This window comes from Rubripirellula obstinata (assembly GCF_001642955.1).
In the GTDB taxonomy this organism is placed as follows: domain Bacteria; phylum Planctomycetota; class Planctomycetia; order Pirellulales; family Pirellulaceae; genus Rubripirellula; species Rubripirellula obstinata.
In genome coordinates, this window is sequence record NZ_LWSK01000013.1 from 42017 (window position 1) to 64915 (window position 22899).

Annotated in this window: 26 protein-coding genes; 21 read left to right on the forward strand and 5 right to left on the reverse strand. The window is 55.8% G+C overall.

Going from position 1 to position 22899, the window contains the following annotated elements:
* Window positions 1-19: 19 nt before the first annotated feature.
* Window positions 20-838: a PDZ domain-containing protein gene (locus RC85_RS06145; protein ID WP_068259966.1), complete on the reverse strand. Its 819-nt coding sequence runs from the start codon at window positions 836-838 to the stop codon at window positions 20-22.
* Between the two features lie 103 nt (window positions 839-941).
* The gene (locus RC85_RS26655) at window positions 942-1241 is read right to left on the reverse strand and encodes a hypothetical protein (protein ID WP_149752892.1); all 300 of its coding nucleotides are present in this window, start codon (window positions 1239-1241) and stop codon (window positions 942-944) included.
* Here RC85_RS26655 and RC85_RS06155 point away from each other — a divergent pair.
* From RC85_RS06155 to RC85_RS06215, 13 genes are all read left to right on the forward strand, one after another.
* Window positions 1240-2763, forward strand: a complete 1524-nt coding sequence (locus RC85_RS06155; RefSeq protein WP_084422396.1) for an MATE family efflux transporter — start codon at window positions 1240-1242, stop codon at window positions 2761-2763. The two genes, RC85_RS26655 and RC85_RS06155, sit on opposite strands and share 2 nt — an antisense overlap.
* Before the next feature lie 78 nt (window positions 2764-2841).
* Entirely contained in the window at window positions 2842-3468 is a 627-nt protein-coding gene (locus RC85_RS06160; protein WP_235033373.1) for a class I SAM-dependent methyltransferase, read from the forward strand.
* A 56-nt stretch (window positions 3469-3524) separates the two neighbouring features.
* Entirely contained in the window at window positions 3525-4778 is a 1254-nt protein-coding gene (locus RC85_RS06165) for a hypothetical protein (protein WP_068259972.1), read from the forward strand.
* A complete protein-coding gene (locus tag RC85_RS06170) occupies window positions 4778-5641 on the forward strand; it encodes an alpha/beta hydrolase (protein ID WP_068259974.1) in 864 nt (287 codons plus the stop codon). The genes RC85_RS06165 and RC85_RS06170 overlap by 1 nt, the downstream gene beginning before the upstream one ends.
* A 39-nt stretch (window positions 5642-5680) precedes the next feature.
* Window positions 5681-6943: a hypothetical protein gene (locus tag RC85_RS06175; RefSeq protein ID WP_235033372.1), complete on the forward strand. Its 1263-nt coding sequence runs from the start codon at window positions 5681-5683 to the stop codon at window positions 6941-6943.
* A 115-nt stretch (window positions 6944-7058) separates the two neighbouring features.
* A complete protein-coding gene (locus tag RC85_RS06180) occupies window positions 7059-7403 on the forward strand; it encodes a DUF3140 domain-containing protein (RefSeq protein ID WP_068260065.1) in 345 nt (114 codons plus the stop codon).
* A 59-nt stretch (window positions 7404-7462) separates the two neighbouring features.
* Complete coding sequence (locus RC85_RS06185; RefSeq protein WP_084422397.1) at window positions 7463-8200, forward strand: CAP domain-containing protein; 738 nt, start codon at window positions 7463-7465, stop codon at window positions 8198-8200.
* 67 nt (window positions 8201-8267) lie between these two features.
* Complete coding sequence (locus RC85_RS06190) at window positions 8268-8840, forward strand: type 1 glutamine amidotransferase domain-containing protein (protein ID WP_068259980.1); 573 nt, start codon at window positions 8268-8270, stop codon at window positions 8838-8840.
* Between the two features lie 15 nt (window positions 8841-8855).
* A complete protein-coding gene (locus RC85_RS06195) occupies window positions 8856-9206 on the forward strand; it encodes a ZIP family metal transporter (protein WP_068259983.1) in 351 nt (116 codons plus the stop codon).
* A gap of 47 nt (window positions 9207-9253) precedes the next feature.
* Window positions 9254-9967 carry an HPF/RaiA family ribosome-associated protein gene (locus RC85_RS06200; protein ID WP_068259986.1) on the forward strand — a complete coding sequence of 238 codons (714 nt, stop codon included), beginning with the start codon at window positions 9254-9256 and terminating at the stop codon, window positions 9965-9967.
* 70 nt (window positions 9968-10037) lie between these two features.
* On the forward strand, window positions 10038-11864 hold the full coding sequence (locus RC85_RS06205; RefSeq protein ID WP_235033371.1) for a mechanosensitive ion channel family protein: 1827 nt from the start codon (window positions 10038-10040) through the stop codon (window positions 11862-11864).
* Window positions 11865-11958: 94 nt separating this feature from the next.
* Entirely contained in the window at window positions 11959-12936 is a 978-nt protein-coding gene (locus RC85_RS06210) for a YsnF/AvaK domain-containing protein (RefSeq protein ID WP_068259989.1), read from the forward strand.
* Between the two features lie 54 nt (window positions 12937-12990).
* Window positions 12991-13245, forward strand: a complete 255-nt coding sequence (locus RC85_RS06215) for a hypothetical protein (protein ID WP_068259992.1) — start codon at window positions 12991-12993, stop codon at window positions 13243-13245.
* 86 nt (window positions 13246-13331) lie between these two features.
* Here the strand turns inward: RC85_RS06215 and RC85_RS06220 are convergent, their stop codons facing one another.
* The gene (locus tag RC85_RS06220; RefSeq protein WP_338060568.1) at window positions 13332-13895 is read right to left on the reverse strand and encodes a CDP-alcohol phosphatidyltransferase family protein; all 564 of its coding nucleotides are present in this window, start codon (window positions 13893-13895) and stop codon (window positions 13332-13334) included.
* A 739-nt stretch (window positions 13896-14634) separates the two neighbouring features.
* On the opposite strand from RC85_RS06220, the gene RC85_RS06230 reads away from it, so the two are divergent.
* The 8 genes from RC85_RS06230 (at window position 14635) to RC85_RS26660 (ending at window position 20102) form a co-directional block, all read left to right on the forward strand.
* Window positions 14635-14826 (forward strand): hypothetical protein, encoded by a 192-nt coding sequence (locus tag RC85_RS06230; RefSeq protein ID WP_149752891.1) that lies wholly within the window; start codon window positions 14635-14637, stop codon window positions 14824-14826.
* Between the two features lie 67 nt (window positions 14827-14893).
* The gene (locus RC85_RS06235; protein ID WP_068259999.1) at window positions 14894-15163 is read left to right on the forward strand and encodes a hypothetical protein; all 270 of its coding nucleotides are present in this window, start codon (window positions 14894-14896) and stop codon (window positions 15161-15163) included.
* 713 nt (window positions 15164-15876) lie between these two features.
* A complete protein-coding gene (locus RC85_RS06240) occupies window positions 15877-16056 on the forward strand; it encodes a hypothetical protein (protein ID WP_068260001.1) in 180 nt (59 codons plus the stop codon).
* A 94-nt stretch (window positions 16057-16150) separates the two neighbouring features.
* The gene (locus RC85_RS06245; protein WP_068260004.1) at window positions 16151-16798 is read left to right on the forward strand and encodes a hypothetical protein; all 648 of its coding nucleotides are present in this window, start codon (window positions 16151-16153) and stop codon (window positions 16796-16798) included.
* On the forward strand, window positions 16795-17253 hold the full coding sequence (locus tag RC85_RS06250) for a phage holin family protein (RefSeq protein ID WP_068260007.1): 459 nt from the start codon (window positions 16795-16797) through the stop codon (window positions 17251-17253). Before RC85_RS06245 ends, RC85_RS06250 begins: the two co-directional genes overlap by 4 nt.
* Window positions 17229-18674, forward strand: a complete 1446-nt coding sequence (locus RC85_RS06255) for a DUF3618 domain-containing protein (RefSeq protein ID WP_068260010.1) — start codon at window positions 17229-17231, stop codon at window positions 18672-18674. The genes RC85_RS06250 and RC85_RS06255 overlap by 25 nt, the downstream gene beginning before the upstream one ends.
* Window positions 18675-18959: 285 nt before the next feature.
* On the forward strand, window positions 18960-19862 hold the full coding sequence (locus RC85_RS06260) for an SDR family oxidoreductase (protein ID WP_068260012.1): 903 nt from the start codon (window positions 18960-18962) through the stop codon (window positions 19860-19862).
* A 66-nt stretch (window positions 19863-19928) separates the two neighbouring features.
* Window positions 19929-20102 carry a hypothetical protein gene (locus tag RC85_RS26660; RefSeq protein ID WP_157593886.1) on the forward strand — a complete coding sequence of 58 codons (174 nt, stop codon included), beginning with the start codon at window positions 19929-19931 and terminating at the stop codon, window positions 20100-20102.
* A gap of 857 nt (window positions 20103-20959) precedes the next feature.
* Here the strand turns inward: RC85_RS26660 and RC85_RS06265 are convergent.
* Both RC85_RS06265 and lpxA read right to left on the reverse strand, forming a co-directional pair.
* Window positions 20960-22057, reverse strand: a complete 1098-nt coding sequence (locus RC85_RS06265) for a Gfo/Idh/MocA family oxidoreductase (protein WP_068260015.1) — start codon at window positions 22055-22057, stop codon at window positions 20960-20962.
* Window positions 22054-22863, reverse strand: a complete 810-nt coding sequence (lpxA, locus tag RC85_RS06270; RefSeq protein WP_068260018.1) for an acyl-ACP--UDP-N-acetylglucosamine O-acyltransferase — start codon at window positions 22861-22863, stop codon at window positions 22054-22056. Before lpxA ends, RC85_RS06265 begins: the two co-directional genes overlap by 4 nt.
* Window positions 22864-22899: the final 36 nt, after the last annotated feature.

A 22899-nucleotide genomic window follows, 5' to 3' on the forward strand; every position in this document is an offset into this window, starting at 1 on the left:
AGCTGCGGCAATACGACGGTTACTCGGTCACCTGTTTCGCAGCCGAACCATCCGAGAAGGTATTGAAACGTTGCGACAGGTCATCAACTTGGCGTCGCAAATCATCAAAATCGCGGCGGAATTGATTCATGTTCATGGACCCGCGATTACGCATCATGCCGTCCCAAATGGGCCGCGCGGATCGGTAAAGTTCATCCTGCATCGTTGCCGATCCCAAAGTCGCATTGGCACGTTGCTGTTGCCCGTTGCGGGTGTAGTCCATGACCAATGGATCGCCTGCGTTCATCTGGCCGACTCGATTGACGAAGTCTTCAGAACTGGTCGCATCCTGATCGTTCACGCGGTTGATGATGTCGCCGGTGCGGATTCCCGCTTGCTCAGCGGCACTGCCGGGTTGAACGGCGGAAACTTGCACGCCCGACGGCGTATCCGACAACGCAACGCCCAGGACTGGACGTTGATTGATCGCAAGTCCGTTTCGATTTCGGTTGGCCGTGCGTGGACCGTAAACTTGATCTTCGTAGACCGAATTACCTGCTTCGTCGCGATAGAAGAATCGCCCATCGTTTCCGCGAAACCAGGGTTGGTCGGGACCAGGTCGAGTGATTTGACTGCCTGCTTGTGGTTGGCTTTGCGATTCACCACCGGCATAGCCGTTGGTTTCCGCGTTCGGCTCGCCCGCCCAGTCGGGGCCGTTGCCCGGACTCAATCGGTCACGTACGGAATCTTGCGCCGTGGCGGTTGAGGCAACAAAGCAGAGGGTGAGCGACGCCAAGGCTGCTGTTGAAAGAAGCTTTCGCAGGCTGCGCCGATGAGTTTTGATTGGTTGGTAAGTCATACTGTTTCCTTTCTGATTTGGAATCTTAGAACGACCTCATGCGATGCGGAGGTTTTTTAACGTTCGTGAGTTGATGAACCGAAACTGCAAGTCGGATGCCAAGTCATTCAGGCGAATGCTGCCCAGAGTTTTCGGTAGCCATGCTTTCGGTAGCCATGCTTTCGGTCGCCATGCTTTCGGTCGCCATGGTTTCGGTCGCCATTGGAATCGACGCGGACCTTTCAACGGTTGGGATCACGGCACCGGCACGGTGAAGTCGCCGATTGGATTGATTGATGAAGGCGATCATTCTCGCCAGACGCTGTATCAATGCGCGGAATGGGGTCAAACCGCGGAATGGGTGGGAGCGGACGTGATCGGAACTGCGATGCGTGTGCTTGGTCGGTGCGGAAGTTGCTGACATGGTTGACTTTCAGTTGCGTGAAAACGGGGCAGTCTGTTTGTTTTCAGTGCCCTGCATCTTCCGAACCAATCTTCCGAACCAATCGCAAAGAAAGAAGCCGCCCATCGTTTTGTCTTTTCCAACGAATTCAAAAAACAGCCGAGATCCATTTGGGTATTGGGCGATCTTGGCCGTTGCCGTGCCATTGGCTGCGACCGTTGGGTGCTTTTCGATCACGCTCTTCACCGATCGAACCCTGTTGATGTGGTACGGTCCCACGTCGTCGGCGGCCTCGGTTTCGGCCGGCAATCTGTACTGGGCGGTCGCTTGCATTCCCGTGACCACGATGGGGTTCATCACGCCGTTGGTCGCGTTGGCGATGGGCAGGCAACGCCGACGCGGGGCGGCGACGCGGCGAGTTTGGGCATTGGTGTGGCAATGCGTTTGGTTGACGCTTGCGTGCTTACCAGCGTTGCTGCTGATTGGGGTTTTTAGCTCCAATCTTTTCGCCGCGTTCGGGCACGAGCCGCAACTCGCTCGCCAAGAAGCTCAGTACTTTCGCACTTTGTTGTTGGTCGCGCCGGCGTCCATGTTGGAAGCCGGTTTGACCGCGTTCTTTGTCGGTCGACGAATCACGCGGCCGATCTTGCGAACCAATGTTGCATCGTCAGCCATCAACGTGCTGCTCGATTTCTGGTTGATCTTTGGCGGACTGGGCGTTCCTGCAATGGGCGTGTTCGGAGCGGCGTTTGCGACAACGTTGGCAATGTGGTTCAAGGTTGTGGTCTTTGTCATGCTATTGATCCGCGTGAAGTCTTTCCGTCGCAACTTCGCTGCTGCGTGGAAGCCAGATCGGACGATCATTCGCGAAATTGTCGTTCCGGGGTCCGCGCTGGGACTTCAGCAACTGATCCGATCAAGCTTGTTCAGTTTTATCCTGCTGGTGATCGGATCCGCGTCGGTGGCAGGCTTGGCGGCGACCTCGGCGGCGCTCAGTCTTTATCAATTGCTCTCCATTCCCGCGATCGGATTGGCAACCGCAGTCACGGTCGTGACCGGGCAAGCCTATTCGTCCGGTGGAATTCGATTGGCCCGCGTCGTGATCGGTCGAGCACTGGTGGTTGGGATGTTCGTTGCGATCATGGTCGCGGGATCCTTGGTGGTGTTTCCAAATGCCTTGCTGCAGATCCAACTTGGCGGTTTGGAACCCAACGAGCGCGACAGCATTCAACCGCTCGCGATCACGCTGCTTGGTTACGCCGCTGTTTATGGATTGGCGGACATCGCCGGTTTGGTGCTGGGGGCATGCATCAAGGGAATCGGTCGCACGTTCATCATTTTGGTCGCGACTGCGGTTCCCGGTTTGGTTTGCGTCGCCGGCGGTTGGTTGCTTGAACCAACGGGCGAAGCTGCGGTGACGCATTGGTGGCTGACTTTGGCCGTGTGGGCGGCGCTGCAAGCATCCATCATCGGCGCGAGTTTGCTGCGGATCAGCCGAGACCCTGGCGTCGCATCGGTGAGTCAACGGCACAAGGCTTGCTAACGTGCTAACGGGAGCTTGCTAACGGGAGTCTGTCAATAAATAGAAAACAGATCCACTACGAAGAAGAAAGCCCATGCCATGAACGTTTCCACCCCACCGCAAACCATCCGCCCGCTATCGACGCGAATTGGCTGCGTTGTCAAAGCATTTTTGCGTCAACCAGTTCAGGTTGCCACGGTGGTGCCAAGTTCCAGCAAGTTGATTGGAGCGATCGCCAATCGTGATTGTGTTCGCAAAGCATCCACAGTGGTTGAACTGGGACCGGGTGCGGGTGGAACGACCGCCGGACTGTTGGCGAACATGCGCCCCGAATCGACTTTGTTGGCAATCGAAAAGACGCAAGCGTTCGATCAAGTGCTTCAGGAAATTGCAGATCCACGACTGCGAATTGAGTACGCCGACGCCATGCGAATGCTGGAATTCTTGCAAGACCACGAACTTGGGTTGGTCGACGTAGTGGTCTCGGGCATCCCGTTCAGTACTTTGCCCGAACAGGTGGGGAAACGAATTTCGCAATCCGTTCACGAAGCCCTACGCCCCGGCGGCACGTTCATTGCATATCAAGTTCACAACGATGTCGAACGGTACACGCGACCCTTGTTCGGCCCCTCTAAAACCAACGGTGTGCTTTGGAACCTGCCGCCACTGACGGTCTATTCGTGGGTGAAGGTCGACATCGACGATCAGGCGATCGCCAAGACGTGAACACCAATCCGCTCTGCACGAGTCACGATTCAATTCTAATAAAAAAAAATAATCCAATGCGTCAAACAACCCACCAAGTCATCGTCCTGTATTTTTTGATGGCTGCGTTTGCAGCCGTCTCTCTGGTCGGCCAAGAACCAGCACCACAATCGTCTGAAAAGCCGGACGGAAAACCCGGCGCGATCAGTGAATGGGGATTGTCAGGCATTGTCTGGAGCGAAGCCAACTTGGTTCGCAAGCTAGCGGTGGAGACGGCTCAGTCGGATCCATCGCTGACGCCGAAGCAGGTCGAGGAACTCGAAAAGGTTGCTTCGGGAGCGGAAACGTTGGTCGAGTCGATGGAACGATTCGGTTGGCGACGACTGCGGCGTGGCTTAGGTCCCAGTGGCTCTTCGCAAACCACCGACAGCTCACTCGATGACGATTCACTCGGCGAAACAGACCTGCCCGATCCGCAACAAGTCGGCCGGCAGCTTGCGGATTCGATGGGATTGGAAACGGACCCGAAGGAGATCACCAATCTCAATCCAGCACGCGATCCGGCCATCGTGTCGCGCTACGACACCGAAACACCGATCGGCCACGACGATCCTGGCATCGACGACGAACGAACGGCCAACCGCTTGCGAATTGACATCGACCACTATCGCGTCGACGACTACATCGACGAGACACCCCAGGAAGCACGCAACCTTGCCGACGCTCGTGAAGACGGTGTGGAGGGTGCCATTGCTGCGGCCGATCCCGAAGGCATCGCCGGTCCTACCGCCGGCTACATCAGTCGCCGCGAGGTGCAAACTCGATCGACGACGTTGCCCTATTCGCAGGATTCAATCTATGACGCCGACGACTATGATCCCGATGTCGATTATGACGTCGAGCATCCGTTGACCGAGCGAAAAATGAATCGCGAGGCGTCTGAAATGCTCGACGGTGACGATGACATTTCGGTTCGCAACCCGGCGATCGCGGCCGAGGGCGAAGACGAATTGCTGGCGGCAATGGAGCGTGGCGGCACGGCCAGACCAGATTGGGATCCTGCCACCACCGCCATCGAAGGCAACCCGACAGACCGCGATCACGATGCTTCGATGCCGCGTTACAACGTGACGCCCGACGCTCGCCCCGCCGATGCGGATTGGGTCCAGTTGCATTTGGAACTCAACGAGGCGAGGTGGTTTGCGGCTCGCGATCAAGGGTTGAGTTATCAAGCGGTCCGATCAGCTCAATCGCGTTTGATGACCACCGTCGAATCAGTGCGTCGTGCCAGCGACAGTCGGCGTCTGCGAAATTTGTTGGGAATGAATTGATGTCGATCGTCACCGAACAGGAATCCTGCGGTCAAGCATTGGAAACACCCGACGGCCGGCGGCTTGCACTTCGCTGCGAAGGCGATGCGGACGTGCCGTTAGCCTTTGTGGTTGTTCATGGCCTTGGCGAACACATCGGATGCTATGGCGACTTCATCAACAGAATGGTTGCGGCGGGTCGAGGCGTGTTGATCTATGACCAACACGGCCATGGCGAGAGTCCCGGACGTCGCGGTGACGCTCCCAGTTTCGACACGTTGATCGACGACATCGCGGTTGCGTTGGAATATGCCGCCAAACATTTTCGCGGTGCCGAGATCGTGCTTCTTGGACACAGCATGGGTGGCAACTTGGTCCTGAACCATCTACTCGATCGTGACCACGAATACGTTCACCGGGCGATCGTCACCAACCCGATGATCCTGCCACCGAATCCGCCGACGCCCCCACAGGCCTTTGCCGCGTGGCTGACCGGCAAACTCATTCCGCACCTTCGAGTCTCCGCGTCAGTCGAACCAGAACAACTGACTCGCGATGCCGGCGTTCAAAACATCATCGCCGACGATGAACTGACGCACGAGAAGCTAGCGGTTGGCATCGGAGCTCAATTGATCAATCAAGGACTTTGGCTCAGCGAACATGCCGATCATTTGAGCGTCAAACTTCTCGTCTTGATGGGCGACCAGGATGAGCTTTGCGATCACGACACGACCAACGAATTGATCGCCAAAGCGGGCAAGCAATGTCAACAACAAGTCTTCCCCGGCCTCCGTCACTCCTTGTTGATCGAACGAGATCGCCAACAGGTCTACAACGCCATTCACGGTTGGCTCGAATCCACTTCCGATCATGCGTTAAAGTAGGAGCATCGATCGAGACTCTTCACCGATCACTCCGGCTGCATGGAAACCATTATCGAAACGCATCGCGGGTCAGAGACCGCGCGCCGAAAAGACGCCAATCAAACGCTGTTGTTGATCGAGATCGGTATCGTTGTCGCTGGCGAGCTTGATTCGATCGACCAGCGGTCGCTACGTGACGCGGTGGAATCATTGCGATCGAACCTGCAGCGGTCGCACCAATCCGCTGGACTAACGTTTCGATTTGTTCAAGTGCAACGGCGTGAGATGGTTTTGGGGACGCGAGTCGAGCCAAGCGTGTTGCTGCGACGGGCGCAAGAAGAACGTGATGCGAAGGGTTGGGATTTCGCGTTCGTGGTGACGGCCGCCGAATTGCTTGGCAAGTATTCCTCGTCCACTTGCTACGCCGCGCTCAGTCGCCCGCTCGACGCGGCGGTGTTTTCGACTTCGCTGATCGATCCGCATGCCATCGGTGAAAAAATCGAGTCTTCGCAACGAATCAAGCGTCTGACCGAACGATTGCATCGCTTAATGCTCCACGCCATCGGCCATCTTTCGGGGTTGTCGCAAACGGATGCCAACGACCGGATCATGTCGCGGCCGACGGCAATCGCGGATCTGGACACCGCTGCCAGTTTCAGTGACACCGAGCAAACGAAGATTCAGCGTGCGTTGATCGAGACTGCTGACCAGCGTTTGGAAGAACAAAACGGGGACGCGGGAAACGAGCTGTCGTTTTTGATGCGAGCCGCTTGGATCAACCGGCATGAGATCGCCGAAGCCGTCCGCGCGGCTCGCCCGTGGCAATTTCCACTGCGGTTGCCTGGTTTGACGATCGCTTCGGTGTCAACGCTGTTGATCTTGTTGATGACCGCCGAAGCATGGGATTTGGCTTTGTCGCAAAGCACAACGTCCGTGATCGTGCTGGGCATTCTTGTCGCAATCACGACGACCATTTTTGTGGCTATCCGGCAACAGTTGTTGATTCGCCGTCGACGCAATCGCAGCGAGCAAAACGTCGTGACCGCCTTGTCCGCAATTTTGATCGTTGCCGGTGGAATGGCAACGACCTGGGTTTGTTTGGCAGCGGCAGGAATGTTGGTGGTGACCGCACTTTTTTCGTCGAACTTGATCGCGGGTTGGGCGGCATCGAGCGACCTGGACGCCGTCAACGTCGGTCTGAGTAGCCGGTGGATGATGAGCTGCTTTTGCAGTTCGCTGGGGATTTTGATCGGTGCCTTGGGAGCAAGCTTTGAATCGCAGAACTATTTTCAGCACGTGATCTTCGTGGACGAAGAGTTGTGATTTTGTGTCATTCTCCGTCAGCAAATGCCAGATCCCTCGGCTCTGGAACAACGTTTGCGGTTTCGTTCCAACTGTCCGGATCCACCATGCAAAGCCACCCAGCAAAGAGAATCAAATGACTCGCACTTTGAATGACCAGCACGAAGAAACCTACCAGCAGTTCAAAGACCTGGTGAACATGCAGCCGCAGGAACTCGCCGATTGGCTCGAGACGGATGAATCCAAATCCGTCGGGTACGTGCGCGATGGCGAAGACGAATCAGTCGGCCATCAATCGGGCGAGTCGATCGTTCAGATCAAACGGACCAACAAAGCCGACTTAACCGATCAACAGATCGAACACATGAACAAAGTCTGCCATTACATCAAACGACACACCGCCCAGCGACCGGAAGGCGACATCGCCGAAACCGATTGGTGTTACAGCTTGAAAAACTGGGGACACGATCCCACGAAATGATTTCAAAACCCAACGCAATTCCCCCAACGCCGTTTCTTCAACCAGAATCGAGTCATCCCATGCTCCGCATCCACATTACCCTGTTCTTTGTTCTCTGCTTTGCATCGGGGCGTTCGATCGGAAACGAACCGGTCGACGACAAAGAAATGATTCGCAACGTCGAATCAGCGATCGCTGAACAAACCAATGCCTTTCGCGCTCAAAACGGGCTGGAACCGGTGTCGATCGACGAAGACTTGAACCAAGCCGCTGCCAAGTTCGCTCGGTTCATGGCCGAAACCGGAAAGTACGGGCACCGCGCCGACGGACGAACACCGGCTGCCCGTGCCAAAGCAGCGGGCTACCGATACTGCGTCGTCCGTGAAAACATTGCCTATCGCACCAACACGGGCGAAGTGAGTTCCGACGGTTTGATCGAAACGTTCGTGCAAGGTTGGATCGACTCGCCACCGCATCGTGAAAACATGCTCGCCGACTACGTCCTTGATACTGGCGTGGCCGTCGCGACCACTGATGGCGTCACCTACTATGCCGTGCAATTGTTCGGTCGGCCGAAGTCTGCGGCGATTGAATTGGAAGTGACCAACCGGTCAAGCGAAGCGAAGACGCTTGAGATTTTGGCCAACGACAGCGAAGACACCGTCGAGCTTCCGCCGCGAGGAGTCATTCGCATGAAACGCTGCTTCCCAACCACCCTCCAAATGCAGGAAAGCGAAACAGAGTTCTCAATCACGGAATCAACCCGATTGGTGATCACCGACGACGGCCTGCAAAAGATCTCGCAACAAGCCCCATAAGGCTCGGCACACGATTCGCTGCTGTGTTCACAAAGAGTTACCTTTCTTTCATCCAAAGGAGCGAAACATGACTGACAAACAGCTACGTGGAAAACGCATTGCATTCTTGGCAACCGACGGATTTGAACAAATTGAACTAACGCAGCCCTGGGAAGCGATCCGCGACGCCGGAGCCGAAGTGGTTTTGGTGTCGCCGAAGGATGGCGAGATTCAAGGAATGAACCACGACGAAAAAGCCGACACGTTCTCGGTGGACTTGAACGTCAATTCGGCGTCGGCCGAAAACTTCGACGGCTTGGTTCTGCCAGGCGGCGTCGCGAATCCCGATTCCCTGCGGACCTGTGAAGACTCGGTAAGTTTCGTGCGAGACTTTTTCAAACAGCACAAGCCCGTGGCCGCGATTTGTCACGGCCCTTGGACGTTGATCGAAGCCGACGTTGTCCATGGACGCCGAGTCACGTCTTGGCCAAGTTTGAAAACCGACTTGAAGAACGCGGGAGCCGAGTGGGTCAATGAGTCGTGTGTTTGCGACCAAGGACTGGTCACCAGTCGAAACCCCGACGACCTGGACGCGTTTTGCGCAAAGGCGATCGAAGAATTCGCTGAAGGGAAGCACGCGGAGCAGACCGCCGCAGGCTGAGAACAAGGGTGAATCGTGAACGAGCTTGTGCAAGTACTCTTGCTAACCACCATGGCCGGTGCGGCAATACCGATCGGTGGCGCGATCGCGATGATCGAGAAGATTTCGCCACAGTGGATCGGCTATCAGCATTTATCCGCGTACCCGAAAGTCGTCGGCTTCATCATGCTCTTCGCCGCCAGTGGCATCCTCTATCTCACCTTTCAAGACCTTGCCCCTCAATCCAAAAGCGGCAATCAAAGGGCACCTGCCGTCGCTTCCGTTCTGGGGTTCTTGCTCGGTGTCATCGGCCAGGTTTTGCTCGACGGATGGCGTCGTGGACGAGGTGACGAGTCCCCCGGCGCTTTCCCGTGCCAGGACTCGTGACCTCATCCACCACTAAACCACACTTCCCCAACCCCCGAGAGACAATCATGACATTTGCAGAACCGACCTTTGAAACCGATCTGGACACCGAGGGCTTCACGCCAACCGAGCGTGAGCAAGAAGCCATTGCGGCCGAGTGTGACCGTATCCGCCAACTCATCGAAGAATTCCCGACGCAGATCCTGCACATCAACGTCGAATACAACTCCAACAGCGAAGAGTACGAGATCAAACTTGCGTTGGTGCTGCCCGGCCAAACGTTTGCCACCGGCGACGTCAGCGAATCGTGGGAGCAGAGTCTCGAAAAAAGCGTTCAAAAGATGATCCGCCGCATTGAACATTACAAGGCAACCATGTCCGGCGAACCGGAACAAGCTCGCATGGCCGCAGGCACGACGATGGAAGTCGAACCAAATCGGCGGATGGATGGAAAGCAAGTTGCCAAGGCGGTTGAGCAAGGCAACTACTTGGAATTTCGCAAGGCGATGTATCCGATCGAAGAGAGTTTGCGAGAGCGAGTTGGCCGCTGGTTGCAGCGTTACCCGCAAATTCAAGCCAAGATCGGAAATCGCTTCACCATCGCCGACATCGTCGAAGAAACGTTCATCATGGCGTTCGACAACTTCAACGATTGGCAACCCGAAATGTTGTTCGGCCAATGGGTGGAGACGCTTATTGACCCTGCCATGAAGGCGATCGCACGTGACCCCGAAGGCGAGTTGGAAGCGATCAGCTTTCAACAAACCTGGAATGAGGTGTAGAAGCTGAGAACCGCCGTTCGCCGCTCAGCCTAGGTCTGTCATTGCTCACGCTATCGCTAGAAGAACCTTCATGAGTACGTCTGCCAAATCTTACGCCATGACATCGCAACAACTCTTTCGAGCGTTGGCGGCGTTCGTTCTACTGGCATGCGTTTCCGATTCCGCTTGCGCTCAATCGCTGCTTTCGTCCGGCGATAGTCATCCCGATGGTGGACGGCCCAAGTCGACGCAAGTTGGTTTCTTTGAATTGATGGAATCCGGCGGCGATGCGATGCTGGATCTGTTTCAACCTGAACACCAGAAGTTCACCGCCGAGTCGCCCGAGTACGATTCACAGGCGAGTCCGCGTGACGCCTTGATGACGTTCGTTGAAGCAATGAACCACGTCGCCCAAGGTCGGCGAGAACCGTTGGATCGGGCACTCGGTGTCCTTCCTGCTGGTACGAACAATCCCGAGCAAGTTGCAACCGATTTGCTGCACGTCTTTGATCGACTGCCAGAGATCAGCCCAGGAACGATTCCCGGCGAGAAGATGGTCGCCGACCAAAAAATCACGCGTTTTGAGTTGTTCCCACGCGGAATCGCGAGCGATTGGGCGTACAAAGCCATTGGCAGTGCTCCCCAAGGCAGCATCGTGTTGGTGGAAAATGGCGACCAGTGGAACTTCAGTGAGAAGACCGCGAGCGGGGCGGCCGATCTGCTTGATAGTTTGAAAGCCATTCCGCCACGTAAACGCATTGAGCGGAAAGGCGATCTGTTTTTGAGCGTCGTCGAACCGACCTATCGCAAGACATCGGCAGTGGATTGGTTACTGGCAATCGTTTGGACGGTTGCGGGGATCGCTGTCGCTTGGCTTGTCTACAAGGGCGTCACTAAGTTGATTGCCAAACGTGAAAGCGATGGTGACAACTTCATCACGCCAATTTTAAGCAGCTTGATGATCCCGGCCGTGATCCTGCTAATCGTTCTGGGGGCGGCGATCGGTTCGGCCAAAATCTATATGCACCCGGCGTTGTCGGCGTTCCGTTGGAACTTGATCGAAGCCGCCATGGTGCTGGCAGGTGTCTATCTGATCGTGTCACTGATCGAGTTGCTTTGCTTGGGCGTCCGCCGTACTTTCTATGGCGATGATGATCCGTATGCCAAAATGATGTCGCTGGTCGTTCGGCGTGGCTTGCGAGTCTTTGCCACCGTGGTCTTGCTGTTGTTCGTCTTTCAAAATGTTTTCAAGTGGAACGTGACCGCTCTGATTGGTGGGTTCAGCATCATTGCGCTGGCGTTGTCGCTGGCGGCACAGGACGCGGTGAAGAACTTGTTCGGAGCGCTGACGATTTTCGCCAGCCGTCCGTTTATCAAAGGTGACTGGATCAAGTTCGCGGGCGAAATTGGTCAAGTCGAAGACGTCAGTTTGCAGGTCACACGAGTGCGGTTGTTGTCCGGCGAAGTCTTGTCCGTGCCCAACATGAAGTTCATCGACGACACGGTAGAAAACATGTCAATGCGAAAGTATTTGCGGCGGATCATGGATGTGCAGATCACCTACGACACGCCCGCCCACAAGGTTAACGAAGCGATCGATATCCTGAACGATATTCTTAACAGCGACCCGATCGTCAGCGACGGACAAGCCGATCTGGATGCTCACCCGCCACAGGTTTGGTTCGAGGAATTTGGATCGCACTATCTAAATATACGCGCTGACTATTGGTACATGATGGACGAAGATTCCACCTCACCGCAGCGTGACACCGAGCGAGGTTGGTTCAGCTATCTCGACCATGCCACGATCGTTAACACGATGTTGCTGGAACGTTTCAATGACGCCGGAATCGACTTTGCTTTTCCTACTCAATCGATTCGACTGTCCAACGAAATGGGTGAAGCATTGGTGAGTTAATGAGTGGCACAGCATGTGCATTTGGTTTAGGTATCTCCGCCAGCGAGCGCTGGACCAACGGAACACTCATTACTTATGCACAAGGAACACAACCATGGCAACTCAAACTGCCCGCAACACCACCGCTAGCAACACTCGTCACAACACCAAACACACCAACCGCGAAACCGTCGTCGGTGTCTTCCACTCGCACGCCGAAGCTCAAAAGGCTGTCCGCGATTTGAAGAACGCCGGCTTCACCGAAGAACAAATCGGCATCGCCGCCAAGGACCACGATGGCAGCTACGGCAAGCAAACGAAAACCGAAGGCAATCACGCCGCCGAAGGTGCCACCGCGGGTGCCGTGGGCGGACTCGGCGCGGGAGCATTGTGGGGACTCGGCATCGTCGCTGGTGCGCTACCCGCGGTTGGCCCCGTGATCGCTGGCGGAGCACTCGCCGCGGTCGCTGCCAGTGCCGCCGGAACCGCCGCGGCTGGCGGATTGATCGGTGCTCTTGTCGGTTTGGGCATCCCTGAAGAAGAAGCTGAATACTACGAAAGCGAATTCAACCGTGGCCGCACTGTGGTGACCGTTAAGGCGGGCAAGGACAAGTACCACAAGGCAAGCTGCATTCTGGATGACAGCAACTCGTACGATTACGACCGCCGCGAAAGCGACCATGCCAGCAACCCCAAGGCAAAGCAACGCGTCAACACTGACGGCAAGATGGTCGCTCGCAAGGAAGTCTTGGACGTTGACAAGACGACCGATCACCACGCCGGATCAGCCACGGTTCGCAAGGAAGTCACCAGCGACACCAAGCACGTCGAAGTGCCCGTCAAGCGAGAAGAATTGGTTGTCGAACGCACTGATATGGACGGCCGAGCCGCTGGCCCGATCACCGGCCGCGACACCGACGAAGAACGCATCACGTTGAAGGAAGAAGAGGTCGACGTGAACAAGCGAACCGTCGCCAAAGAAGGCGTCAAGGTCGGCAAGCGAACCGTCACCGATCACGAAACCGTCCAGGCGAACGTGAAGGAAGAGAACATCGTCGTTGACCGCGACGGTTCATCGAACAAGAAGAACTGATGATTCTGTTGAACGTACATGTTGCACCTCACCCCTTCCTGAGAGGCCAGTACGATGAAAACGACTCTCATTATGCTGACCTTTGCGCTAGGTCTAGCGCTGGCTGGATGCAACGACAGCGTTTATGACGAGCAAGCCGATGCCGTCCGCAACCGAGCAGACGCGATAGCCGACAACGTCGAAGAACGTGGCGATGCGATTGAAGAACGGAGCGAAACGCTGGCGGACGAAATCGAAGACGCCGGCGAACGTCGCGCTGATCAACTCGAAGCGATGGACGACCACGGCGTTGTCAATGAAGTTAAGTAGGACGCTTGACAATAACTTAAGCGATCCGATGGGCCGCACCACAAGGTAGCGGCCCATTTTTGCGTTAAAGCAATCGAATCAAACCGCTAGAAGACGATTCCCAAGCTAGCCATTTTCCATCGCCTTGGGGCCAAGTTGGGATACAGAACCCAGACCGGGGAAACGGTCAGCACCGTCAACACCCACAGTGTGATTGCCGTTAACCAGGGACTGATTTGGGTGCTGAACGCGCCAGCATAGATCGCGTACAAATTCCAATAAGACGGAAAGCCGCGAAACACGCCGCGTGATTCATCTTTGGCGTGTTGATGCGCGAACCCCAGCAGACTGGCGACCATGGCAAACGTCACCGTGAACCCAAGTCCCGCGGGCATCCACTGCATTCGCCAAATCAACATCAACGGAATGAATGCGAATGTCAGGTAGTCGAGCAAGTCGTCGATCACTCGCCCGTCAATGCTGCCCGCGTTCTGCTTGACATCAAACCGCCGAGCGAGCGGTCCATCGACGGCGTCAATCAATGTTGCAAGCAGTAGGTATGCAAACACGATTCGCGGATCGCAATCGGGCTGAACCAGCTCGCGGACCGCCAGCGCCGCCGGGATGACACCGGATGCGGTCAACAGGTGAACAAGATAGGCGGGATTCATTTAGCGTTGGACACTTTTCTGATGGAACCACAGAGTCACAGAGGAGCACAGAGTTTCCACTTCCAGAAAACTCTCTGTGTCCCTCTGTGGCTCTGTGGTAAACTTTTCGCTGGTCGAATCTTTGTTGCTTTTTCCTTCTTGCTTCTCGTCTTCGCTGTCTTTTGATTTGCCTTGCATCGAGACCGACTCAATGGAGAAGCCGTTGGCCTTTGGCAGCGGCAACAATGGCAGTGCAAGCGATCGCTCGCAGCGTGCCTCGCCATGAAGGATGAATGGTTCGTGACATGATCGTGTTCTGATGTGAGGGGTGATAAAGGCAAGTGAGTCGCTCGCTCGGTGACCAGTCGCAGTGACGCGCAATGGGTATGCCAAAATTATTTGATGGGGATGTTTAGACACGGCAGTTGAATGGGATCGGGGTTTTTAAAAGGCGCATCGTTTGCGGCTTGGTTGAGAAACCGATCGCGAGTAGATACACGGACGGCGCAGTGAATAACGTACGCGTCGCCGGTAGCATGGCCCCCTGGGCCGTGGAGATCGTGGCGTGTTGCTAAAGACCACGGCCCAGGGGGCCATGCTACTTGTTGGTTGATCGGCTGCGTCGGGTGTTTTCCTGCCAACCCCGTTTACTTGTACTTTCGTTTTTAATGTCTCACTGTTCTGCAGATCACTGGACTACTCGACCGAGGCGAAAGATCGCGGCGATCACAGGGAAGATCCGCGGACGATTCGCGTCGTGGTGTCCAATGTCGAAGAGGAGAACGACCAATTCACGCACTGGCGAGAAACGGTTGCCGGTGCCAATCCGGACATCCTGGTTGTTTTGGAGACAGATGAGCGATGGGTGCAAGCGGCCAAGCCGGTTCATCCGCGATTGAAAACGGAACGCCGAGTCCCGCGAGATTTGGCACGAGGGTTGCGAGGGTCGTAGCAACATCGCCCTAACGTGGATCGTCCATGGGCAAGTAACAAACACACATTCACTGATAGGAAAAACCATGAAGACCGCACTGACCGTTTTGACGTTGGCACTGGGATTGATCTTCGTCGGCTGTGACGACTCCGTTTACGACGAACGGGCCGAAGAGGTACGCGACACGACGGAGCAGTACGCCGACGATGTTCGCGATAACTACGACACGGCGGCCGAGACCTTGGAAGATCGTGGGGAGATGATTGCGGACAACATCGAAGACGCGGGCGAAAATCGCGCCGACAACCTCGAAGAAATGGACGACGATGACGATGTCGTCACCGAAGTCGATTGAAGGGGAAAGGGTACCAGCCCTGCGCAGACTTACCCTGCGCAGACTTACCCTGCGCAGACTTACCCTGAGCAATCTTACCCTGGGCATTCTACAGATCCGTTCGATCCAGCGACGGACCAAAATACGTAACTGCGACGGTATCCCGAAGGGATTTCACGATTAGCCCCAGGTCGCGGAGCGCACCTGGGGTCAACGATGACGACCACACCTGATCGACCCCGAAGGCGGTCGCAGAACCGTCCGCGCCGAGTCGCTGCGACCACCTTCGGGGTCGGTGTTCGGTGATGATTTCGGTTCCGGCGGTGTTCGCTACGCTCGACCGCCGGCTAATGGCTAAAACGCCTCCGGCGTAAAGACACTGACGTTTAACGGACAGGGCCGCCGTAGGCGCACCCCAACGCCGTGAAGAGTTTTGATCCCGTAAAAAACGTGTTAGTTCGTTTAGCCGCGTTGGGCATCGCCCCGCGCGTTCGGGCCAGCACAACGCGCGGGGCGATGCCCACGCGGTTAAACGATTTAGAAACTCTTCACGGCGTTGGGTGCACCCCCGGAAACTCAAAGCGAACGATCAGTATCCGTGCCGATCATTGGCACTAATCTTGCGACGTCTTTCATCCCCAATGTCTTGCGGCAGCATGATGGCCGTCGATGGCTGATTTCAAATCACACATTTTCCCAAAACACACATTTCATTTGGAGGAAAAGCACCCGTCATGTCTGAGCCAACAAAAGCGTCCGTTCAAAACCAAAGGGCCACCGAACCATCCGAGGAGTTCGAGTCGCCCAATCCATCCGAAGTCACGAAGCATCCCGAACCACCGACAGACGAGTTCGAGACTCACGAAAGAATGCAAAAGCTACACGAACGCAGCGATGCTGGTGATTCAAAGTAGCATCGGTTGAACCAGTGCTTGCTCTGTCTTTGGCATGCGACTTGCGACTCTTGTTTGTTTAACAACAACATTACTCGCACGAAGGAGTTTGAGAATGGTTCAAGCAACCGACCGTGTGACGCCAGCCGATTCAAGCGAGACGTTCGCGCAAGATCAAGCGTCGCACCCGACCCAATCAATTCACGCCGAGGCTGCTGCGAAGCAAGAAGAACTGAAGCGGCAAGCGGTCGAGATGACCGAGGCCGCCAAAGCGAAAGCTTGCCAGGCAGCCGAGCAGGCCAAGCAATCCGGTGCCCAGTACGCTCGCGAAAAGAAGGCTCGCGTCGCCGACGAAATCGGTGTGTTCAGCGGAGCGATTCGCAAGGCGTCCGGCAAGCTGCACGACGAGCAACATGACTCGATCGCCAGCTACGTCGACGCGGCCGCCGAGCAGCTCGATCGTTGTCGACAATCGCTCGAGTCGAAAGACGTCGGCGAACTCGTTGACGACGTTCAAGACTTTGCCCGTCGCCGTCCCGAAGTGGTGTATGGCGGTCTGTTCGTGGCCGGTTTAGCAGCGATGCGATTCCTGAAAGCATCCAAGCCATCGCGACAACACACCAGCCATCGCGAACTTTCGCATGACCAACACCGTCCGCCCGAAGCGTTCGGCCATGACACCACCGCCGTCGCCAACACGCGGCCGTCAATGGCAAGTCAAAACGAATGCTCGATCAACCTTAATGGAGGCTCGACATCATGAGTACTGGATATCACACCAACGGTAAAAACCGTTTAGACGATTACGACGCGAACGACCCCCGATCGCTATCCGACTTAGTGAAAGAATTGCGCGACGAATCCGTCGCACTGGTTCGCGAAGAAGTCGCGTTAGCGAAGACCGAGATGAGTGAAAAGGCGAGCTTGGTTGGCCGTAACACGGGCATGTTGATCGCCGGCGGCGCGATCGCTCATCTGGGTTTGATCTTCTGCCTGCTCGCCGTCTCTTACGCACTCTACGTCGCCATCGGGCTGGCCGGCTTGCCGATCCATGCCTTGTGGATCGCACCATTGATCGTTGGATTGGTGGTCGGTGGCATCGGATTGGCGATGTTCTCGAAAGCAAAGAACGCGTTGGCGAACGTATCGCCGATGCCTGAACGTACAAAACAATCATTGAGGGAGGACCAGCAATGGCTACACGCAAAAACCCGATAGACACCAACGGTCACCACGAAAACGGCCGGCATACCAACCGCATCCCACCGACCGACGATTTAGATCATCGTGACAGTCGCCAGATCAAACAGCGGATCGACCAGACTCGCGGTGCGATGGACGAGACGCTCGACGAACTCGGCGAGCGATTGAACCCTCGCAACTTGTTGGACGATGTGCTATCGATCTTTCAAAGCCCATCGAGTCGCAACACCGCGAAGCAAGTGGGCGACTCGGCGAGCGACTTCGCAACCAACCTAGGTCGGCAAGTCCGTGACAATCCCATCGGCGCGTCGTTGGTTGGTGCCGGTCTGGCGTGGTTGGCGTTGGGAAACCGCCGCGAAGAAGCTGAAGATAATTGTGAACCCATCCCGCGCAGGCGTGCCTTGCAGGACGATTTCATGGTCGGCGGCGAGCGACTCGACGATGACCCCGGTTACTACACCGAAGACGATTTGTTGCTCGATACGCAATATGACGTCGGTGAGAGCCAATCCGATATCGTTGTGCCGGAAAGCTACCGAGATGACGGCAGCGATGAAAACTCGCCCGGCTTGACTGAAAAGGCACGGCGGACGACCGCGTCGGCAGCTTCGTCAACCGGCGACGCTTTCAGTTCCGCATGGGATTCCACCAAGTCGACTGCGTCTTCGGCCGCTGCATCGGTGTCGGACACGGCCAGCTCGACCGGCGACGCAATCAGCGATGCTGCTTGTTCCGCCGTGGACGGTGTGAAGTCTGCCGCATCATCGGTGGGTGACGCGGTTTCATCGGCTGGTGCAACGACGAAGGACACCTCACGCCGAGCCTATTTGCGCAGCCGTGCCGCCGCTCGTGACGCTGCTCGCGGCACGCGGCAAACCGGTCGTCAGTCCGCACGCCAAGTCGCATCGGCGTCGAGCCAAGCGGGCGAGCAAATTTCGCGTGCTTGCAGTGCAACCGCACGACGTGTCGAACGTGCTCACGATGAAGCTCCGCTCGCACTGGGTTTGGGGATCATGGCTTTGGGAGCGATCGCGGGCGCGTTGATCCCAAGAACTCGTCGCGAAGACGAGCTGATGGGTGAGACATCCGACGAAGCAATTCGCCAAACACGCAGTCACGCCGAACAAGTTTATCAGCGTGGCCAAGAAGCAGTCGAGAACACGGTCGAGACGGCGAAGCAGTCTGCCGAGTCACAAGGTCTGACTGGCGAAAGCCTCGCCGAGCGTGCCGCACGAACGGTCGAGAAGGCAGCCGATTCGATCAGTGACGCTGCAAAGGAAGAAGGCTTGCATCCCCAGCAGTTGAAGGATGATGCAAAGGCCGTCGCCGACGACGCGGCCGAGCAGGCCAAGTCGGAATCCGCGGACCTAAAGTCTGACGCGAAAGCGGAAGCCGCAAAGGTCGATCAGGATGCAAAAAAGGCAATCGAAAGCTAATGCTTTCGCGTCTTCCACGACCATCCATTGGGAAGCGAGACACTGGATCTCGCTTCCCTTTTCTTTTGGCTGGGAAGAATTAACGAAAACACAGTGACACGAAAACGAAAATATAGTGACACAGAGTTACCGCGTGATGCAACGTCCTCTGCGATCTCTGTGCATCTGTGTTTCTCTTCTTTCAACGGAACACCATTTGCGACTAACACCATTTGCGATTTGCGACTGGGGCCACCAATCAACCTCCCAATCCTTCCCAACCAAGCATCAAGGAACCCGTTCACCATGTCCACCGCTACCGAAGCCCGAGTCACGCTCGCCGATCCTCGCCAATGCTATGCTTCACCGCCGTTCGATGAACAACAGTCTTTCGACATGCCGGGCAGCACGTCTGACATGCGACCGACACCTGATCACGGTGAAGAGAGCTACCAAGGTTCTGGAAAACTCAAGGGCCTGTCGGCTCTGATCACCGGCGGCGACAGTGGCATCGGTCGGGCGATCGCGATTTGTTACGCTCGCGAAGGAGCGAACGTGGCAATCAATTATTTAAGCGAAGACGACGATGCGAATCGAACCGCCGAAGTCGCCAGGGAAGCCGGCGGGAAGGTTGCCGTGATCGGCGGCGACTTGCGTGACGAATCGTTCTGCAAAGATCTCGTCAACCAGACGCGTGAAGAACTCGGCGGCATCGACATTCTGGTCAACAACGCTGCTTACCAAGCGACGGCGGAAGAGATGGATGGTTTTTCAAGCGAGTTGTTTGATCGCATTTTCAAAACCAATGTCTACGCTCCATTTTGGTTATCCAAAGCCGCGATGAAGCACCTTCCGGTTGGCGGCAGCATCATCAACACCGCGTCGATTCAAGGCTACAAACCGTCTCCGTTCTTGTTGCCGTACGCGACCACGAAGTCGGCGATTTTAGGCATGACCAAGGGCTTGGCGAAGCTTGCCATGGAAAACGGCATCCGCGTCAACGCGGTCGCACCCGGACCAGTCTGGACGCCGTTCATCCCCGGTTCAATGACCGCCGATAAGTTCAAACAATTCGGCAAGTCCACCGTGTTCGGTCGCCCCGCTCAGCCAATTGAACTGGCACCGCTATACGTCTGGTTGGCCAGCAACGAAGCCAGCTACGTGACCGGTGAGGTGTTCGGCTGCACCGGCGGCAAGTCACCAGTCTGATCGAAGCGGAACTGACTGAACAACAACTTTCGTAAATTTACCCCCTCATACTCACGAGGCATTCCGATGTCTGAACCAACGAAGCCTTCGATTCCCAACCGAAAAGCGACGGAACCCTCTGACGAGTTCGAGTCGCCCAATCCATCCGAAGTGACGCAAAACCCAAAGCCACCGACGAAGGAGTTCGAGACACACAAACGAATGCAGAAACTGCATGAAAGCAGCGACGACGAAAACTAGTTCCGCTCATTCAAGCTGTCGGCTCAAAAAGGGACAGGCATTGATTAGGTTGGCGGCGACGAGGTCAATCTGCTCGCACAGTTTGCCGAGGGCTGACAACTGTCGGCATTTCTGAGAAACACTGCTAAAGATGCTCAAGGATCAGCGTCGAATACTGGCACGCGCGCAGCCCAACGCCGTGAAGGGTTTCCAAATTGTTTAACCGCTTGGGCATCGCCTGGGCCGCTGTGGGGCTAGCACGACGCGCGGGGTGATGCCTGGGCCGCTAAAAGTTTGGGGTTGACGCGGACATTGGAGGTCCAAGTTTTATTCCGTCCCTACTGAAGTACGCCAACGGCGTTGAACACCATAGCCCAGGGTTAAGGTTTTGCGAGCGTAGCGAAGCAAACCGCAACCCTGGGTTGATGACGTTAACGAATTAGTCTCCCCCGTCCCCGATTTTGGCGGCGAAGCCGTCAAAATCGGGGACGGGGGAGGAGGGCTGCTGGTGCTCCGTGACCCAGGGTTGCAGCGACCCAGGGTTGCAGTGACCCAGGGTTGCAGCGTCAAATCGCCAAGGCGATTGACGACTTTAACCCTGGGCTATGTTGTTTAACGCCGTTGGCGTAGAGAAAGAAAGTAGCACAAGCAAGAATGACTTTAACCCCAAACTTTTAGCGGCCCAGGCGATGCCAACGCGGCTAAACGAACTCATCCGTGTTTTCCGGGACCAAAACTCTTCACGGCGTTGAGCTGTACCCGACTGAACCCTGGCGGGCCCAGCTACGAAAAATTGCGACGAATACGGAACTTGTTTTAGGACAGTTCTCAAGGCGTTGGTTGGAAGTCCGACGCGTAAGCGGCTAAAGACTACTCAACTAAGCCGCACGTCGATCTTGGCGGATTCTGCGACTGGCTGCTTCGATGTTTTCTCGAACACATGCATGCGCACCCATTTCACTTGGCGATGCATCGGCGTACCACTGTCGCTCTTCAATCGAATCGAGTACTTGATTGGCGACGGCCACGGCACGAGCACCGGCGAAACCATCGACCGTCGGGGCAACACCGGTTTGAATGCTGATTACGAAATCATGCAGTTCATCCAGGATCGCGTTTCTTGGTTCCAGTTCAATCGTTTCGCACTTCATACGCGAACTAAACAGTGTCGATCCGTAACCGAGCGGGTTTTCGGTTTCCAACCCCAAGTCAAACGATCGATTGACAATCGTTTCGCAAGGACGCACGACTGAAACCGAGGGTGTACCGAAATCGATGTCTGCAAAACCGCGGGCACCGAACACCTGCATCGAACGAGCGGGCGATGGGCTGACCCGTGACGCTTTCACATTTGCGACGAGACCACACTCGAATTCAATTCGAGCTTCGGCAACGTCTTCGTGATCGCTGATGATCGATAGACCGCTGCTGTGAATCGATTTTACGGATGCGTCCGTCATTGAAAGAATCAGGTCCAGGTCGTGAATCATCAGATCCATCACGACACCGACATCCAAACAGCGACCGGGAAAGCTGGATGCACGAACGGCTTCGACGTACTTCACGTCGCTCGTCAAATCGCCAAGCGCCGTGAACGCAGGATTGAATCGTTCGACATGGCCAACTTGCAACGTCAAACGATTCTTCGATGCCAACTGAGCCAAGCGATCAGCATCTTCGCGCTTGATCGTGATCGGCTTTTCGACAAAGACGTGTTTGCCGGCCTTCAAGAACGCTTCGGCAACTTCCGAGTGCGAATCGGTTGGCGAAGCGATGATCACCGCGTCAACTGAATCGATGGCGTCGCTGAATGCTTCGTGCGTTGGAACTGAAAAAAGTTCGGCCGCGTTCTTTCTTGCTGCTTCAAAAGGATCACTGACGCTAACCAGCGATGCACCTTCGACTTGCCCAATCAGCTTGGCATGGATGCGACCGAGATGTCCGGCGCCGACGACGCCAATGCGTAGATTACTCACGCTGCTTTCTTTCGATTGTGACGACCTCGACCATGACTGCCACCACTGGCGTGATCAAGGAAGTCAAAGAGATGAACCAGTACTGGCCGAATCGGCCCCTTGGAAAACAATTCAGCCTTTGCAGCCGCTGCGCCGACACGTGATCGGTACAGCAACTTGTAGGCTTCCGACAATGACTTGATGTCATCAACGGGATAGTCGTGGCGTTTCAGCCCGACACTATTAACGGCGCGTGGTTTGGCTGGTTGGCCATCCACGATCATGAACGGCGGAACGTCGTGCAACACGCGACTCATCGCGCTAACGAAACTCATTTGCCCGATCGATGCAAAGTGATTCACACCCACACCGCCGGCCAGCGTCACGTCGTTTCCGATATGAACGTGTCCGCCCAACATGGCGTTGTTGGCAATCACAATTCGGTCACCCAGTTTGCAATCGTGTGCAACGTGAGTTCCGGTCATTAGGTAGTTGTTGTCACCAACCCGCGTGATTCCATCTTCTTTTTCGGTTCCACGGTTGATGGTGCAGTGTTCACGAATCGTGTTTCCGTGCCCGATTTCGACGCACGTTGGCGTGTCGTTGTAGCTGGTGTCTTGCGGGTCGGTGCCGATGACACAGCCGGAGAAGATTCGATTGTCTTCGCCAATTCGCGTGACACCTGATAACACCACATGGTTTTCGACACGCGTATCATCACCGATCGTGACGTCAGGCCCAACGATACAAAAATGCCCGATCTGAACATTCGAGCCTAGCTTGGCTCGAGGATCGATAACAGCGGTTTGAGCTATTTGAGTGCCCATGCGATTCTGCTTTGGAGGGAAAGTTCTTGGTGGGTC

Bases quoted from the DNA above. Each gene is read 5' to 3' on its own strand.
- RC85_RS06160 (WP_235033373.1), top strand. From the start codon at position 2,842: ATGAACGTTTCCACCCCACCGCAAACCATCCGCCCGCTATCGACGCGA.
- RC85_RS06215 (WP_068259992.1), top strand. From the start codon at position 12,991: ATGAAAACGACTCTCATTATGCTGACCTTTGCGCTAGGTCTAGCGCTG.
- RC85_RS06145 (WP_068259966.1), bottom strand. From the start codon at position 838: ATGACTTACCAACCAATCAAAACTCATCGGCGCAGCCTGCGAAAGCTT.
- RC85_RS06200 (WP_068259986.1), top strand. From the start codon at position 9,254: ATGACATTTGCAGAACCGACCTTTGAAACCGATCTGGACACCGAGGGC.
- RC85_RS06235 (WP_068259999.1), top strand. From the start codon at position 14,894: ATGAAGACCGCACTGACCGTTTTGACGTTGGCACTGGGATTGATCTTC.
- RC85_RS06220 (WP_338060568.1), bottom strand. From the start codon at position 13,895: ATGAATCCCGCCTATCTTGTTCACCTGTTGACCGCATCCGGTGTCATC.
- RC85_RS06245 (WP_068260004.1), top strand. From the start codon at position 16,151: ATGGTTCAAGCAACCGACCGTGTGACGCCAGCCGATTCAAGCGAGACG.
- RC85_RS26660 (WP_157593886.1), top strand. From the start codon at position 19,929: ATGTCTGAACCAACGAAGCCTTCGATTCCCAACCGAAAAGCGACGGAA.
- RC85_RS06240 (WP_068260001.1), top strand. From the start codon at position 15,877: ATGTCTGAGCCAACAAAAGCGTCCGTTCAAAACCAAAGGGCCACCGAA.
- RC85_RS06190 (WP_068259980.1), top strand. From the start codon at position 8,268: ATGACTGACAAACAGCTACGTGGAAAACGCATTGCATTCTTGGCAACC.
- RC85_RS26655 (WP_149752892.1), bottom strand. From the start codon at position 1,241: ATGTCAGCAACTTCCGCACCGACCAAGCACACGCATCGCAGTTCCGAT.
- RC85_RS06155 (WP_084422396.1), top strand. From the start codon at position 1,240: ATGGTTGACTTTCAGTTGCGTGAAAACGGGGCAGTCTGTTTGTTTTCA.
- RC85_RS06170 (WP_068259974.1), top strand. From the start codon at position 4,778: ATGTCGATCGTCACCGAACAGGAATCCTGCGGTCAAGCATTGGAAACA.
- RC85_RS06165 (WP_068259972.1), top strand. From the start codon at position 3,525: ATGCGTCAAACAACCCACCAAGTCATCGTCCTGTATTTTTTGATGGCT.
- lpxA (WP_068260018.1), bottom strand. From the start codon at position 22,863: ATGGGCACTCAAATAGCTCAAACCGCTGTTATCGATCCTCGAGCCAAG.
- RC85_RS06205 (WP_235033371.1), top strand. From the start codon at position 10,038: ATGAGTACGTCTGCCAAATCTTACGCCATGACATCGCAACAACTCTTT.
- RC85_RS06180 (WP_068260065.1), top strand. From the start codon at position 7,059: ATGACTCGCACTTTGAATGACCAGCACGAAGAAACCTACCAGCAGTTC.
- RC85_RS06250 (WP_068260007.1), top strand. From the start codon at position 16,795: ATGAGTACTGGATATCACACCAACGGTAAAAACCGTTTAGACGATTAC.
- RC85_RS06185 (WP_084422397.1), top strand. From the start codon at position 7,463: ATGCTCCGCATCCACATTACCCTGTTCTTTGTTCTCTGCTTTGCATCG.
- RC85_RS06210 (WP_068259989.1), top strand. From the start codon at position 11,959: ATGGCAACTCAAACTGCCCGCAACACCACCGCTAGCAACACTCGTCAC.
- RC85_RS06255 (WP_068260010.1), top strand. From the start codon at position 17,229: ATGGCTACACGCAAAAACCCGATAGACACCAACGGTCACCACGAAAAC.
- RC85_RS06175 (WP_235033372.1), top strand. From the start codon at position 5,681: ATGGAAACCATTATCGAAACGCATCGCGGGTCAGAGACCGCGCGCCGA.
- RC85_RS06260 (WP_068260012.1), top strand. From the start codon at position 18,960: ATGTCCACCGCTACCGAAGCCCGAGTCACGCTCGCCGATCCTCGCCAA.